This window comes from Prauserella salsuginis, assembly GCF_024648885.1.
Classification (GTDB): Bacteria; Actinomycetota; Actinomycetes; order Mycobacteriales; family Pseudonocardiaceae; genus Prauserella; species Prauserella salsuginis.
Map to the genome: position 1 here is coordinate 631388 of NZ_JANBBF010000010.1, position 14402 is coordinate 645789.

The window sequence follows — 14402 nt, forward strand, 5'->3', positions numbered from 1 at the left end:
GACTCGTTAACATAAGTATCCGGGAGGTCGATTGTCAACGTGGTCGTGACCAACGAGCCGGGGAGTTCCCCGAGTGCGACATCGCCGGGACACGTGCTTGCCGTGCTGCGTGAGCACGGCCCGCTGACGCGGCAAGAACTGCAGGAGCGCGTGGGGTTGTCGCGCGTGACCCTGGTCGAACGGCTTGAGGCGCTGCGCTCGCACGGGCTGGTACGCGCGAGCGGCCATCGGCGCTCCAGCGGCGGCCGGCGTGCCGAGGTGCTGGAGGTCGACGTCGAAACGCCCAGTGCGCTGACCGTCGACCTCGGCCAGAGCCACGCCGCGCTGGCCATCACCGATCTGCGCGGAACCGTGCTCGCGCGCGATCACCATCGGTTGCCCGCGCGTCACGGTCCCGACGACGTCGTCCCGTTGCTGCTGCGCTCGGGCCGTGAGCTGCTCGACCGCGCCGGCCGCGGCGACACGTTGCGTGCCCTGGCGCTGTCGCTCCCCGGGCAGATCGACCACGACCGCGGCGTCACGGTCGCTCCGCCGACCATGCCCGACTGGAACGAGCGCCCACTGCGCGAACCGTTCGCCGACGCGTTCGGCGTCCCCGTCCTGCTGGAGAACGACGCCAACGCGCTGGCGTTCGGCGACTACTGCGCAATGGACAGGCCGGATTCGACGGTCGTCGGTGTCAAGGTCGGCACGGGTATCGGCGCGGGTGTCATCGTGTCCCGGCGGATCCACCGCGGGGAGAGCGGCACCGCCGGCGAGATGGGGCACATGCGCATCGAGGGAGACGACCGGCGGTGCGCGTGCGGCCGGCACGGCTGCGTGGCGGCGAGCGCCAGTGGTATGGCGCTCGTGCGGCAGCTGCGCCCGTCCGGGGCGCGTTCGATCGACGACGTCGTGCGCCGGGTCCGGGACGGCCACGGCGACGCCGTGCGCGCAGCTGCCGAGGCAGGGCGGCTCGTCGGCACGGTGCTCGCCACGGTCGTCACGATCGTCAACCCGCGGTACGTGCGCGTCGGCGGTGCGATCGGTGTGCTGGAACCGTTCCTCGACGCGTTGCGCGGCACGGTGGAGACGAACGCCCACGCGAGTGCGCTGCGGGGACTCGACATCGGCCCTTCCGGACTCGGCGAGGACGGCGCGTTCGCCGGTCTGGCGGGGCTCGTGGCCGACGAACTGCTCGCACCATCCACTGTGGACAATCGTGTCGGCGCGGGCTGACACGGCGAGGCGTCACCCGTCCCGGCGCCCCGGTGTGGCCTCGTCCCGGTATGCCGTGAGGCTGCGCAGATCCGGCCCGTCCGCCGTGCGGTAGGCCCGGAACCGGTGGGCGTGCGAGCGCGGTTTCCCGAACAGTTCGTCGGGCATGTCCTCGTCGACGCCCTCGATGACCACATCGTGCCCCTGGCCGGACCGTGTCCCACCGACATCCTCGGAGAAGACGCACACGCCGGTGGCCACATCGAGTCGCACCAGATAGGCGTCCGCGAACACCGTGCCGGGCGCCGGTTCGTGGTTCTCGGCGGCCTCGGATTCGGCCGAGTACAGCAGCGGGCAGCAGCCGCAGCGCGGGTCGTAGTACCGGGTCGTACGCAACCGCGCCTGCCATGCGGGCCTGCCGTGGTGTTCCACGGCGGTGAGGTCGAGAATCTCCGTGCCCGGCGCCGGGGTGCCCTCGTCGTCCCAGCCGTCGGCGAGCTCGTACGGGTCGAGCATCGCGACCCAGTGGTAGTCCTGGTACATCGGCGGTTCGAAGTCGAAGCGCACCGCGGGCACCTGGTCGGGAGCGCGGGACAGGAGACCGTGGTCGTCGAGCTCGACCGCAGGCGGCTCGGCGACGTCGGGGTCGGCCTGGCGCTGGAGAACGGCGCCGTCGAGGCTCTCGACCCGCAGTCTGCCGGGCCTGCGCACGGCGGCGCGTACGGTGTGGACCGCCCGGTCCTCGCCCGCGTGGCGCCTGCCGGTCGTGAACCGCAGCGCATGCCACCGCCACGGCGCCGACCGTGCCAGCGCGCGAAACCGTTCCTCCGTCGGGTCCATGCACCGTTGGTACCAGGCGAGCCGACGCCACGGCTAACACAATTGCAGGCATGGGAAGTGCCGAGCTGTTGACCGACGCCTTCGGGCGGGTCCGAGAAATCATCCGGGAGGTCGTCGAAGGGCTGGACGCCGAAGCGCTGGCCGAACGCCTCGACGCCGACGCCAACTCGATCGGGTGGCTCGTGTGGCATCTGACCCGCGTGCAGGACGACCACATCGCCGACGTCGCCGGCCGCGAACAGCGGTGGACTGCCGACGGCTGGTTCGAACGCTTCGGACTGCCGTTTCCGCCCGGCGACATCGGGTACGGCCACTCCAGTGCGGACGTCGCCGCAGTCCGGGCGAGCGATCCGGACCTGCTCGTCGGCTACCACGAGGCGGTGCATGCGCAGACCGTCGACTACCTCGCCGGAATCACCGACCCCGACCTCGACGTGGTCGTCGACGAGTCATGGGATCCGCCCACCACGCTGGGCGTGCGGCTGGTCAGCGTCGTCGGCGACACGATGCAGCACGCGGGCCAGGCGGAGTTCGTCCGCGGAATCCTGCTCCGGCGGTGACGGGACGGGCCGGCTGAGCGTCGAGTTGTCCCGAATCGTTCACCCGGAGTGATCCCGACCCTTAGGCTCTCCCTGCCGAGGTGCAGGAGCGTCGTGGAGGTCGGTCGACATGTCGACGGAGCAGCGGACCGCGTCGCTGACCGTGACACCGGGGTGGATCGGCGGCATCGCGCTGAGCGGGACCGGCGCCGGGCTGGCCACGGCGGCACTGACGTTGCCGTGGCTGCGGGCCGAGATCGCGGCCGACTCGCTGGAGATGCCTGTCACGGCCATCGCCGGGTACGGACCCGTGGTCGCCGTGCTCCTCGTGCTGACGGGCGTGCTCGCGGGCGTCGGCTTCGTGACCTCCCGGCGGGCTTCCCTGCTGACGGCCGCCGCAGCCATCATGCTCGGGTCGGCGATGCCGATGGTGGTGCTGTGGACCGGATGGCAGCCCCCGAGGTCGGCGTTGCTCGGTGCGATCGGGACGGTCGCTCCGGACCGGGCCGCCATGATCGCACCGGACGTGCCGATCACGGTCGTGCCGATGCAGGGCACCGTCCTGTACGTCCTCGGGCTGCTCCTGATCAGCGCGGGTACAGCCGTGGCAGCGGGCAACACCCCGGGCGGCCTTACCGTCACGCCTTCTCAGGTGGCCAGTGCGAAGCCGCGGGTGTGCGCCGTACTGAGCTGGGCCGCCGTCGCCGTCGCGGCGCCACTGGCGGTGGTATCGCTGTCGCTGGAGTGGTTCGAGATCGAAGGACGCTGGGACCTGCCCACGGTCGTCGACGGCTGGCGCACGGTGTACCGCATCGGGCTGGTGCTGGTCCTCGCCGGCCTGCTCGGCACCTTGGCGACGTCGGGGGCGGCCAGGCGCGTGTGGCGAGTCATCGGGTTGTTCTGCACGTTCGCGATCGGCTACGTGCTGATCATCAACGGGTGGGTACTCGCTGATCCGGCAGGGTTCTTCAGCAGTCCGGACGTCGACTCCGAACCGATCGTCGCGGGCCGCGCCTACCTGGCGGCCATCGGCGCGGTGCTGTTGTTGCTGCTGGCCTTCCTGCTCGGGCCGGGCACGGAACCCTCCGTGGCCACCGAGAACGGCGACGCGGGCGAACCACCCGAGACCGACGACGGTGCCCCGGAATCGCCGGACTCCGTCGGCACCACCGGCACCACCGGCACCACCGGTAGCGCCGGAACCAGCGAAACCACGGGAACCACGGACATCGCCGAAGTCACGGACACCACAGGCACTGCCGACACCACTGGCACCGCCGACACCACACGCACCGATGCCGCGGGTTCGGGGACGGCGAGGTCGACGTCGTGAGCGGGGCGAGGAACCGACGCGGCATGGCGGGCACGCGGATGCGGCCACAGCCGCGGCAGCGGAAGTCGTCGTGGTTGCGGTCGGCGTGGGCGAAAGTCCGGGCCGGGTTCACCTGGACGAGAGCTGCCGTCGTGGGGGTGCTGACGCTGGTCGCGACGACGGCGACGATCCCGGGTGCGTATCCCTGGCTGCACGACAACGCCCGTGACCTCTTCGGCGAGGAAGCGCTCACCACGGAGGGCGAGGCGAAGCCGGACCTGCTCGCGGGCGCCTACTGGGCCACCGACGAGGTCGTCACGGCCTCTGCGGACTGGCGCGTGTTCGACCGGATCAGCTCGTCCGGTGCGCAGATGGGCACGTCGGGCCACATCGTGAAGCTGCACAGCAACCGGGCCGCGCGGATCGTCATCGAGGGGCTCACGGCCGTCGTCGAACAGCGCCGGGAGCCGCTGTCAGGGACGGCGTACCTCGCCGACCCGCAGGGCGGCGACATGGAAGCGCTGCTCGTGGACATCCCGCTCGACCGGGGTGGCAGGGAGGTCCCCGCACTCGTGCGGCGCGACGGTGGCCAGCCGCGGCCCTACGGCGTCGACGGCAAGATCCGCTACCTCGAGCAGGGAGTGGCGGAACAGCTGCTCATCAAGGCTTCCACCGAGAACTGCCATTGCACGTGGCGGCTGCGGATCGACTACTCCTACCGCGGCGAGACGGGACAGGTCGTGGTGCCGCCGCGCGGGCAACCGGCGTTCGAGACGACGGCGTGGACGCGGCACAAGGTGGAGTACGACATGCACAGTGCCGAGGACCGGGTACCGCGGCGCCACGATTGCGTGCGTGATCCGCACAGTTGCCGCCGCGAACCCTGACGCCGAGCCGAGACCGGGTTCCGTGCCGGCCTCGACGCCGGCACGGAACCTGCCGCGGCGATCCGGAGCGCGCTGCGTCCTGCCGCGTGCGGCTACTTCTTCGCGGCGGCCTTCTGAGCCTTCTTGAAGTCGCGCACCTCGGCGAGCGTTTCCGGGTCGACGACGTCGGCGATGGAGCGGCGCGCTCCCTCCTCGCCGTACGCTCCCGCGGCCTCCCGCCAGCCGTCGGGCTGCACATCGCGCTGTTTGCCGAGCAGCGCCAGGAAGATGCGTGCCTTCTGGTCGCCGAACCCGGGCAGGGCTTTGAGCCGCTTGAGGACTTCCTTGCCGTCCGGGTCGGCGTAGGTCCACAGTTCGGCCGTGTCGCCGTCGTAGTGGTCGACGATGTAGCGGGCCAGTGCGTGGAGCCGCTTACCCATCGACGCGCCGTACCGGTGGATCGCAGGCTTGGTCACGCACAGTTCCACGAAGGAGTCGACGTCCATCTCGGCGATTTTGTGGACGTCGAAGCCGCTCATCCGTTCCTGCAGCTTCCGCGGCCCCGCGAAGGCCACCTCCATGGCCACCTGCTGATCCAGCAGCATGCCGCTGAGCAGGGCGAACGGGTCTTCGGAGAGCAGCTTGTCGGCGTCGGCGTCGCCGGTGAGGTGCAGCGTGGACATGGCGCCATTTTCGCACGCAGTGTCGGCAACGGCGGCACGAACCGGCGCGTGCTCGCCGGGTCCACGACGAGCCGGGGTCACGACGAGCCGGGTTCACGAACACGTGGGAGGTCGCACGGCCACGGGGATCGAGGAGAATGCCGGCTGTATCGCTCGCGAGGAATGTCGACAAAGCTGTGATCCGCCTGGCGCCGCTGTTCGGCGCCAGGGTGTTACGGCCACCACGGCGATCCGACACCGACAGCGACGGCGGGCACACGCAAAGTTGTCACCGTTCGGCCTCTCGCGTCGGGCGACGGGTGCCACTAACGTGCTGTGCGGTGGCTCTGCGGCGACGCCGCAATCCCGGCGATCGTCGCCGGGATTGTCGCGCGTACGGCCGTGTCTTTAGCACAGCCGCAGTCCTGATCGGTAGCTCGCTGTCGCCATCGTCACGCACGTTTCTGCGTTGTTGCAGGTTAATCGGGTGATCGAGCGCGTTGCATGCTGATACCGGAACGCAGACCTGTTAGATTGCTTGAATATGTCCGGAAAGCACACAAAGCGTGCCAACGGCGATAATGATTCGGCGGGCCACGTGGTGATCGAACCACCAGCGGCGGATGACGGCGCGGCCCTCTGGCGAATAGCGCGTGATTCACAAAAGCTGGACTTGAACTCGTCCTACGCCTACTTGCTGTGGTGCCGTGATTTCGCCGACACATCTGTCGTCGCCCGTGCCGACGGGGAACCCGTAGGATTCGTGATGGGCTATCGCAGGCCTGCGACGCCCGATTCGTTGCTGGTCTGGCAGGTCGCCGTCGACGATTCGCAACGAGGTCGCGGCCTTGCCGGAAAGATGCTGGACGCGCTGTTCGAGCGCGCCGTTCCCGACGGCGTCCGTTACCTCGACACCACCATCACGCCGGACAACGACGCGTCGATCCGGCTGTTCACGTCGTTCGCGAAGCGCTGGGACGCGACGCTGGAACGGTCCGAGTTCCTTGCGGCGGCCGAATTCCCGGAGCCGCACGAGCCGGAGGACCTGTTCCGCGTCGGCCCGTTGACCGCGCCCGCCGACTGAATCGCCCGGCGTCAGCCGGCACAAACCGAGATTTGCCTGAAAAGCAGGAGCTGAAAACACGTGAGCATCTTCGAAAAGCTCGAGTCCGAGGTGCGGAGCTATAGCCGCGGCTGGCCCGTGGTCTTCGACAAGGCGCAGGGAAGCTGGATCTACTCCGAGGACGGCAAGCCGTACCTGGACTTCTTCGCCGGTGCCGGTGCCCTCAACTACGGGCACAACAACCCGGCGCTCAAAGAGGCGCTGATCGACTACATTTCCCGCGACGGCGTCACGCACTCGCTGGACATGTTCACCTCGGCGAAGCGGGATTTCCTGGAGTCGCTGGACGAGCAGATCCTGCAGCCGCGGAACATGGAGTACAAGGTCATCTTCCCCGGCCCCGGCGGCGCCAACGCCGTCGAGGGCGCGCTGAAGCTGGCGCGCAAGGTGACCGGCCGCGAGTCGGTCATCAACTTCACCAACGCGTTCCACGGCATGACCCTCGGTGCGCTGTCGGTGACCGGTAACTCGATGAAGCGCGGCGCCGCGGGTATCCCGCTCGTGCACGCCACGCCGATGCCGTTCGACAAGTACTTCGACGGCGAGTTCCCCGACTTCTTCTACTTCGAGCGTCTTCTCGAGGACTCCGGCTCGGGCCTCAACGAGCCCGCGGCCGTGATCGTCGAGAGCGTGCAGGGCGAAGGCGGCATCAACGCCGCGCGCCTCGAATGGCTCAAGGGCCTTTCCGACCTGTGCAAGAAGCACGGCATTCTGCTGATCCTGGACGACGTGCAGATGGGATGTGGCCGTACCGGCCCGTTCTTCAGCTTCGAGGAAGCCGGTATCGAACCGGACATGATCTGCCTGTCCAAGTCGATCGGCGGTTACGGCCTGCCGATGGCGATCACACTCGTGCGCCCGGACCTCGACGTCTGGTCTCCCGGCGAGCACAACGGCACGTTCCGCGGCATCAGCCCTGCGTTCGTGACGGCCGCCGCGGCGCTGCGCACCTACTGGTCCGACGACACCCTCGAGAAGTCGACCAAGGAGAAGGGCGAGCGCATCGGCGCCAGGTTCCGCAAGCTCGTCGAGGAGTATCCGGACGCCGAGCTCATGGCCAAGGGCCGGGGCCTGGCGCGCGGCCTCGAATTCGGCAGCGGTGAGGCTGCGGGCAAGGTCGCGGCCGCCGCCTTCGATCGGGGTCTGCTGCTGGAGACGTCCGGTCCGAGCGACGAGGTCGTCAAGCTGCTGCCGCCGCTGACGCTCACCGACGAGGAGCTCGACAAGGGTCTGGAGATCATCTCCGAATCCGTCGAGTCGGTGCTGTCCCGCTGACGTCGTCCGACAGGCCCCGTGCCGCCGCGCATCACTTCCGCAGCGGCGGCCGGTACCCCACGAAACGGTGATTCACCGCCCGAGACGTCCCCTGACGTCAACCGGGCGGTGAATCATCGTCGAGGCCCCGGCGGCCACGCGACACGACGTCGAGCACAATCGTCGCTACCACCCGAGGAAACCCTGACCCGAGGAGTCGCATTGTTCGTCCGCACCATCGACGACATCACGGACACCGAAGCCGACATCAAGACCGAGAACTGGCGAAGCAAGCGCATCGTCCTCGCCAAGGACAAGCTCGGCTTCTCGGTGCACGAGACCACGCTCTACGCGGGCACAGTGAACGACTTCTGGTACGCCAACCACATCGAGGCCGTGTTCATCACTCAGGGTGAGGGCGAGGTCGAGGACAAGGCGACCGGCGAAGTCCACCAGCTGCGACCCGGCTCCATCTACGTGCTGAACAACGCGGACAAGCACCAGGTGCGCCCGCGGACGGAGATGAAAACCGTGTGCGTGTTCAACCCGCCGGTCACCGGCCGGGAGGTCCACGACGAGAACGGCGTCTACCCGCTGATCGTCGAAGAGGACTGATAGCTGCGTCACCGGCATTCGGTGGCGTAATCGGAAGGCTCCGCGGGAACCCGGTCGGTGTGAGCGGTCGTGATGCCACGACCCTCGCCCGGCCGGGTTCTTCGCGTTTCACGAGAGGAACAATCAGGAAGAAAACCAGAGAACGAGATTCGTAGGAGAAGAACGTGACTCTTGCGGACCGAATTTCCGGTATGTCCCAGAACACCGACGTGTCCTTCCGCGACGTCTATTCGGACGGCGGAACGGATGCCTACCCGACGCGGTTGAGTGCAGGGGAACCGCAACTGCTCGACCGGCCCGACCCCACCGTCTGGGCAAGTGCGGCCGACGGCCCGTTCGACCGCGACGAACTCGCCGCTCACGCCCGCAACGGCTACACGATCCTCGAAGGACTGATCACACCCGCCGAGGTGCAGGGTTACTGGCAGGAACTGGTCCGGCTCTCGGCGGACAGCGACCTCAAGAGCGACGAGCGCGTCGTCACCGAGAGGTCGTCCGGTGAGGTGCGGTCGATCTTCGAAGTCCACCGCATCAGCGAGCTGGTCGACCGGCTGGCCCGCGATCCGCGCATTCTCGACCGCGCGCAGCAGATCCTCGGTTCCGAGGTCTACCTGCACCAGAGCCGGGTCAACTACATGCCCGGTTTCCGCGGCAACGGCTTCTACTGGCACTCGGACTTCGAGACCTGGCACGCCGAGGACGGCATGCCGCAGCCACGGGCCGTCAGCTGCTCCATCGCGCTGACCGACAACTACCCGTACAACGGCGGCCTGATGGTGATGCCCGGATCGCACCGGACGTTCGTGCAGTGCGTCGGCGAAACGCCCGACGACCACTACAAGGCGTCGCTGAAGGAGCAGGAGATCGGCGTTCCGCGAGAGGACGACATCACCAAGCTCGCGGCCTCCTGTGGTATCGACCAGTTCACCGGGCCCGCCGGATCGACGTTGTTCTTCGACGCGAACATCATGCACGGGTCGGGCAACAACATCACGCCGTATCCGCGGTCCAACATCTTCCTCGTGTTCAACAGTGTGGAGAACGCGCCGGTCGAACCGTTCGCGGCCGGCAGTCCGCGGCCCTCGTTCATCGGTGCCCGCGACATCACGCCGCTGCACCGGTGAGCAGTGCACCGGAGAGAGCTGCATTGGTCAGCACTGCACCGGAGAGCGCTGTGCCGGTGAGTACTGCATTGGTCAGCACTGTGCCGGTGAATGCTGCTCCGGTGGACACTGCGCCGGCCGGAGCACGCACCGGTGACCGGTTGAACCATTGACAGGACCGAACCAGCGCAGTCGCCGGCCATCGGCGACAGGTTGCGTGAGGGGGTGGGTGTATTCGACCTTGCGCAGCCTGTTACCGTGTCGCCACCCCATCGCACAGCGATGGGCAGTCGTCCCCTAGCGGCTTGGTGACTCCTTTGCTCGGGGTGGGCGCCGCGTGTCCGCGGTGGAGGCGGCGAAGAACGAGGAGTACGGCCCCGCGCCATCAGATCGGGACTGATGGCACGGGGCCGTATTCTGTTTCGGCCGGGCTGCCGTTTTCCGCCTCCGGATCCCTTTCCGGCTCCGGACTCCGTTTCGCACCACGGCCACCGGCGGATTTCCGTGTAAGTCCGGATTCTCCGTTTTGCGAATGCCGGATGTGTGACCGGGTGCGATCAGTCGAACAGGCTCGTCTCGCCGTGGATGTCGAGCAGCTCGTACACCGGACGTCCGCGGCGGCCGTCGATCGTGGTGGTGCGGACCACCCGTAGCCGCGCTGTGACGGGCCGGTCGAGGTTCACCTTGATCTGGTCGAGCAGGTCCGGCACGACCGCACCCTGGATCGTGCTGCCCGTGTCGCGTTCGAGGTAGAAGATCCGCCTGCGGGTGCGCACGCCGTCCAGCCTGCCGGTGACCGTCTCGTAGCCGACGTCCTCACGCGACTCCCGCAGGCTGTTGTGTAGCACGCGCGCCTGCTCGGTGGTCATGCTGCGCGTGACCTCTTCACCCGCCGTCGGCGTCAGCGTGAGCCCCAGGCTGGAGGTCTTGGTGACGGCGCTGACGACATCGCTCACCGCGTTGCGGATCGTGTCGCGCTGCAGCAGCACCGCGTCGAGCGCACCGTCGTCGGAACCGTTGATCGGCAGGAAGTCGCACAACTCCTTCACGGCCCGTTCCGACAACGTCTCGATGCCGTCGTTGATCAGCGCGTCCGGATCGGACGTCTCGGGGAACCCGAAGAACAACGCGTTGCCCGCCTGGCCGCGCTGCAGCAGCGGAGCCTTCTCCCTGTCGGCAGGCTGTACGTAGGTGATCTCGCCCTGCGGATTGCGGACGATGTGGCCGACCTTCGCGGTCGCGTCCTGCAACGCACGGCTGATGTCGGAGAACGCGTAGGCGTCCATGCGCGGTGAATCGAGCATCGACACCCGCAACAGCGCCGACCGGCTCGGCCGCTCGAACTTCGCGTGCGCGGCGCGGGCCGACGCGCGCGCCAGATCGTCCAGCCAGGTGCCGCCGGGAATCGCATCGGCGACGTCTTCGAAACTCACCACGTCACCTCCGCGAACCCCTTGAACATGCCGTGGACCGGTCCACGGGCCCACGTCGGTTCCCACGTCTCTTCGTCCCCCGGACGGCAGAGGAACCCGTCGAGCAGGCCGCTCATCGGGCGGACCCGGTCCAGGTACATCGCAGGCTGCTCCGCGATCACGCCGTTGAGCGTGAGCATCCCGTACAGCGCCTCCCGCGCGGGCCCGGTCAGACGTTTGAGGCTTCCCCACTCGTCCGGGATGAGCAGCACGTCGATGTCGCGGGGCACGTTCTCGGTGCGCACGGCTATTTCCCCGGAGATCCACGCCCTGCCCGACGGGATGAGCCCGCCGACGACGCCGAGGTAACCGGACAGCGCGCTGAACAGCACCTCGCGCTCGTTGCGGTGCGGGGCGTCCCACACGAACCTCTCGTAGAGGTCGGACAGATCGGCGGGGTGTCGCCCCGGGGGCAGAACGTTGTCCGGTGTCCAGTAGGGGAGCGGCATCCACGTTCCTTACATCGCCGACGAAGCGCCGAAGCGGCTCAGCGAACTTATCAGCCGCCACGGAGCGCGAGGTCAGCCGCCTGAACGGGGGATGCGGTGCTCAGTGGCCCACTCGTCGGCCTCGTCCGGCCACTCGTTGCGGGCGTGCCATGCGCGCCGCGACGGCAGCGTTCCCGACGTCCGGCCGCTGCCGGTGGTCTCGTCGAGGATGCCGATGACGTGGTTGTCGCCGCCGTCGCCGGCGGTGGACCGTGCCGGTTCGACGTCGGGAGTACGCGGAGCGCGCCGACGGCCGCGGTGCTGACCGGGCACCTGCGCGTGGTGGGGCTGCTGTCCGGTGGCCTCCTCCGCGCGCTGCCCGGCCCCCGGGATCTCGACAGGAGCGCTGTACGCGGGGGAGCCGGGTTCCAGCGAGCCGGGTTCCACCGGTGCGAACGTCGCCGTCCCGCCCATCGAGCGTGCGGACCTCGGCGCTGCCGACGTGGTTTCTGCCGACGTCGAGACCGGGCCGTCGTCGGCGGGGCGGGCGTCAGCGGTGGCACGGGCGTCGGCGTCGCGCCTGCGACGCGCGGGCCAGGTCAGCAGCGCTCCGGCCAGTGCGCCGAGCGCGAACGCGGCGAGCAGCCAGAGCCAGATCTGTCCGAACAACCACAGCATGGGCGTTTCCCTCCTCGTTGTCCTAGTCGGCGTCAGGCCGGCGGTCGTCGGCGTCAGCGCACGTGGATCTCCACTCGTCGGTTCGCCCGGTCCGACTCGCCGTCGTCGCCGTCGTCGACGGGCCTGCTGTCGCCGTGGCCGACAGTCGTCAGGCGGTCTCGCGGGATACCGGCGTCCGCCAGCTCGGTGGCGACGGCGTCCGCGCGTTCGCGCGACAGCTCGCGGGCTTCGTCGCTGTCGAGATTCGGTACCTCCGCGACGTGGCCCGCCACCTCGAACCGCAGGGTGGTCGGCGCCGAACGCAGGATGTCCGCCACGTGCGTGACGGCGCGGCTGCCGCTGCTGGTGAGTTCGTCGCCGTACGGGGCGAACCGAATCGGCGTTCGCTGCAGGGCGCTGTCGATCGCCTGTTGCGTCCGTGCCGCCGCCCGGCCGGTCTGCGCCTCCTGCACGTCGACCGCCCCGACACCTTCGAGGTCGTCGACGACCGTGCGGGCGCGCTCACCGCGGCCCTGCGGGACGTCCGACACCGTGACGTCGCGCCCGTCGATCGTCACGCTGGGCGCGCGCATCCCGGCATCGCGCAACGCGGCCTGCGCCTCGTCACGCAGGTCGTGCTCGATCCGGTCGGCTGTCGCCCACGTCGCGCCGAAGGCCAGCAGCCCCGACACGGCGAACGCGAGCGGAATCAGCCAGAACCGCCCATTCTTCCCGGCCATGCACCGACGATAGGCGCGGGCCAACCACCTCGCGAACGCAGCGACGGGTGTGACGCATGTGAGTGGGCGTCTCGGCGCGGGGCGTGTCCGGGGTCGCGGGGCGGGTGCGCGGCTCGGCGACCGTGACGGGCGAGGACTTCAGACGTGTCCGGTGTCGTGCGCCGGGGCAGTGGCGCGGGAGCAGCGGCGCGGGTCCAGTGGCGCGGGTCCAGCGGCGCGGCAGCCGTGGTGCGGGTGTCGTCGGGTGCGAGCGCGGGGCTGGACCATCGCCCGGCTACCGCTGCCCGGCTACCGCCGCCCGCCGGAAACGGACGGCGTCGGCGACGAACACGCCCGACGAGCGCTCGAGAATCCGCAAAACGGCCCCTTGGATGCGGTCGCGCGTCAGTGTGTCGATGAGGGGCGGCGGTCGAGTGACCGGTGGGCGCAACTTCGGCTCCGGAACCTGCGACACGGGCCCCGGAAAACGCAACACGGCCTCCGGAATCCGCAACACGGGTCCCGGAGGCCGCAACACGCGGTGGGTCAGTTCTCGGCGGGGTCGACCAGGGAGGAGCGGGTGACGGCCGAGGGCGCCGTGGCCGCCGCAGCAGTGGCCGCCGACGCCGTGGCCGTTGCGGTTGCGGAGGCCGTAGACGCGGTGGTGGTTCCGGCGACCTGCTGGCACAGCTGCGCCGAGACCGCAGATTCGCGCAGCGGGGCCAGCCGGGGGCGCTTCGGGGTGATGCCGTCGCCGAGCGATTCGCCGCGCAGTTGCCGGCGGATCCACGGCAGCAGGTGCGCCCTGGTCCACTCGAGGTCGCTGCGGCGGAGCATGAGCCAGTTCGGGTCGCCGTCGGTCTCCGGCCACGGTTCACGCCAGTCCTGCGCCGTGGGCACGCCCAGCACCTCCGCGGTGCGAAGTGCGATCCGCCGGTGCGCCTCGGGCGTGAAGTGCAGCCGGTCGTCGCTCCACGCGCGGATGTCGTGCAATGTGTCCATGGACCAGAGGTCGACGATCTTCGTATCGTGCCGGTCGGCGATCGCGCGCAGGTGCGCGTTGTAGATCGCGACCTTGCCCCGCAGCATGTTGATCACCGACATGCTCTTCGTGTCGGGTCCGGTGAAGATCAGCACCTCGATGCCCGCGGCACGGAGCGCGGCGATGCCGTCCTCGAACTCGGCGGCCTTCGCGTCGACGTCGGCGCCGGGCACGATGATGTCGTTGCCGCCCGCGCACACCGTGACCAGGTCGGGCTTGGTCTCCAGCGCCACCGGCAGCTGCTCGGTCATGATCTCGGTCAGCATCTTGCCGCGGATGGCGAGATTGGCGTACGCGAAGTCGGGGGAGCCGTCGGCGAGGATCTCGGCGAGCCGGTCGGCCCAGCCGCGGTACGTGCCGTCGGGTCGCTCGTCGTTCATGCCCTCGGTGAAGCTGTCCCCGATCGCAACGAAGCTGCGGTATCCGGTCACGACGTCTCCCTCCGCCCTGTACGCGCATTCTCCCAGTTGATCAACAACCGGCCGGAGGCGCGTTCTTCCCCGAGGGGCCTGCGTCGCGGGCGCCGGTCGGACCAAGACTGCCAGTCTCCTCCTCCGAGGGGATCTACGCAGC

16 protein-coding genes are annotated in these 14402 nt (G+C 69.1%); 8 read left to right on the top strand and 8 right to left on the bottom strand.

Annotated elements, in window-relative coordinates; all coding sequences use genetic code 11:
* Positions 1-45 precede the first annotated feature (45 nt).
* On the top strand, positions 46-1218 hold the full coding sequence (locus tag LY40_RS14105) for an ROK family transcriptional regulator (protein WP_183782533.1): 1173 nt from the start codon (positions 46-48) through the stop codon (positions 1216-1218).
* 12 nt (positions 1219-1230) lie between these two features.
* Here the strand turns inward: LY40_RS14105 and LY40_RS14110 are convergent, their stop codons facing one another.
* Positions 1231-2037, bottom strand: a complete 807-nt coding sequence (locus LY40_RS14110) for a hypothetical protein (RefSeq protein ID WP_183782536.1) — start codon at positions 2035-2037, stop codon at positions 1231-1233.
* Positions 2038-2087: 50 nt separating this feature from the next.
* On the opposite strand from LY40_RS14110, the gene LY40_RS14115 reads away from it, so the two are divergent.
* The 3 genes from LY40_RS14115 (at position 2088) to LY40_RS14125 (ending at position 4775) form a co-directional block, all read left to right on the top strand.
* On the top strand, positions 2088-2597 hold the full coding sequence (locus LY40_RS14115) for a mycothiol transferase (protein ID WP_258937109.1): 510 nt from the start codon (positions 2088-2090) through the stop codon (positions 2595-2597).
* A 109-nt stretch (positions 2598-2706) separates the two neighbouring features.
* Positions 2707-3909: a hypothetical protein gene (locus LY40_RS14120; protein WP_258937110.1), complete on the top strand. Its 1203-nt coding sequence runs from the start codon at positions 2707-2709 to the stop codon at positions 3907-3909.
* A 23-nt stretch (positions 3910-3932) separates the two neighbouring features.
* Complete coding sequence (locus LY40_RS14125) at positions 3933-4775, top strand: hypothetical protein (RefSeq protein WP_228726009.1); 843 nt, start codon at positions 3933-3935, stop codon at positions 4773-4775.
* A 92-nt stretch (positions 4776-4867) separates the two neighbouring features.
* Here LY40_RS14125 and LY40_RS14130 read toward each other — a convergent pair whose 3' ends face one another.
* A complete protein-coding gene (locus tag LY40_RS14130; RefSeq protein ID WP_258937111.1) occupies positions 4868-5437 on the bottom strand; it encodes an HhH-GPD-type base excision DNA repair protein in 570 nt (189 codons plus the stop codon).
* A 523-nt stretch (positions 5438-5960) separates the two neighbouring features.
* Between LY40_RS14130 and ectA the strand changes: the two genes are divergently transcribed.
* From ectA to thpD, 4 genes are all read left to right on the top strand, one after another.
* Complete coding sequence (gene ectA / locus LY40_RS14135) at positions 5961-6500, top strand: diaminobutyrate acetyltransferase (protein WP_183782547.1); 540 nt, start codon at positions 5961-5963, stop codon at positions 6498-6500.
* Between the two features lie 60 nt (positions 6501-6560).
* Positions 6561-7814: a diaminobutyrate--2-oxoglutarate transaminase gene (gene ectB, locus LY40_RS14140; RefSeq protein ID WP_183782550.1), complete on the top strand. Its 1254-nt coding sequence runs from the start codon at positions 6561-6563 to the stop codon at positions 7812-7814.
* Positions 7815-8015: 201 nt separating this feature from the next.
* Complete coding sequence (locus LY40_RS14145; protein ID WP_183782553.1) at positions 8016-8408, top strand: ectoine synthase; 393 nt, start codon at positions 8016-8018, stop codon at positions 8406-8408.
* A 191-nt stretch (positions 8409-8599) separates the two neighbouring features.
* Complete coding sequence (gene thpD, locus LY40_RS14150; protein WP_258937112.1) at positions 8600-9532, top strand: ectoine hydroxylase; 933 nt, start codon at positions 8600-8602, stop codon at positions 9530-9532.
* Here thpD and LY40_RS26535 read toward each other — a convergent pair.
* The 6 genes from LY40_RS26535 to LY40_RS14175 form a co-directional block, all read right to left on the bottom strand.
* A complete protein-coding gene (locus LY40_RS26535) occupies positions 9513-9662 on the bottom strand; it encodes a pentapeptide repeat-containing protein (protein WP_372508570.1) in 150 nt (49 codons plus the stop codon). The two genes, thpD and LY40_RS26535, sit on opposite strands and share 20 nt — an antisense overlap.
* A gap of 406 nt (positions 9663-10068) precedes the next feature.
* Complete coding sequence (locus tag LY40_RS14155) at positions 10069-10944, bottom strand: hypothetical protein (RefSeq protein WP_372497731.1); 876 nt, start codon at positions 10942-10944, stop codon at positions 10069-10071.
* Positions 10941-11432: a DUF6932 family protein gene (locus LY40_RS14160; RefSeq protein ID WP_183782562.1), complete on the bottom strand. Its 492-nt coding sequence runs from the start codon at positions 11430-11432 to the stop codon at positions 10941-10943. Before LY40_RS14160 ends, LY40_RS14155 begins: the two co-directional genes overlap by 4 nt.
* A gap of 72 nt (positions 11433-11504) precedes the next feature.
* Entirely contained in the window at positions 11505-12089 is a 585-nt protein-coding gene (locus LY40_RS14165) for a hypothetical protein (protein ID WP_258937113.1), read from the bottom strand.
* A 53-nt stretch (positions 12090-12142) separates the two neighbouring features.
* The gene (locus tag LY40_RS14170) at positions 12143-12808 is read right to left on the bottom strand and encodes an OmpA family protein (RefSeq protein ID WP_258937114.1); all 666 of its coding nucleotides are present in this window, start codon (positions 12806-12808) and stop codon (positions 12143-12145) included.
* Between the two features lie 525 nt (positions 12809-13333).
* Positions 13334-14209, bottom strand: coding sequence for an SGNH/GDSL hydrolase family protein (locus LY40_RS14175; RefSeq protein ID WP_372497746.1), 876 nt, complete (start codon positions 14207-14209; stop codon positions 13334-13336).
* Between the last annotated feature and the right edge of the window lie 193 nt (positions 14210-14402).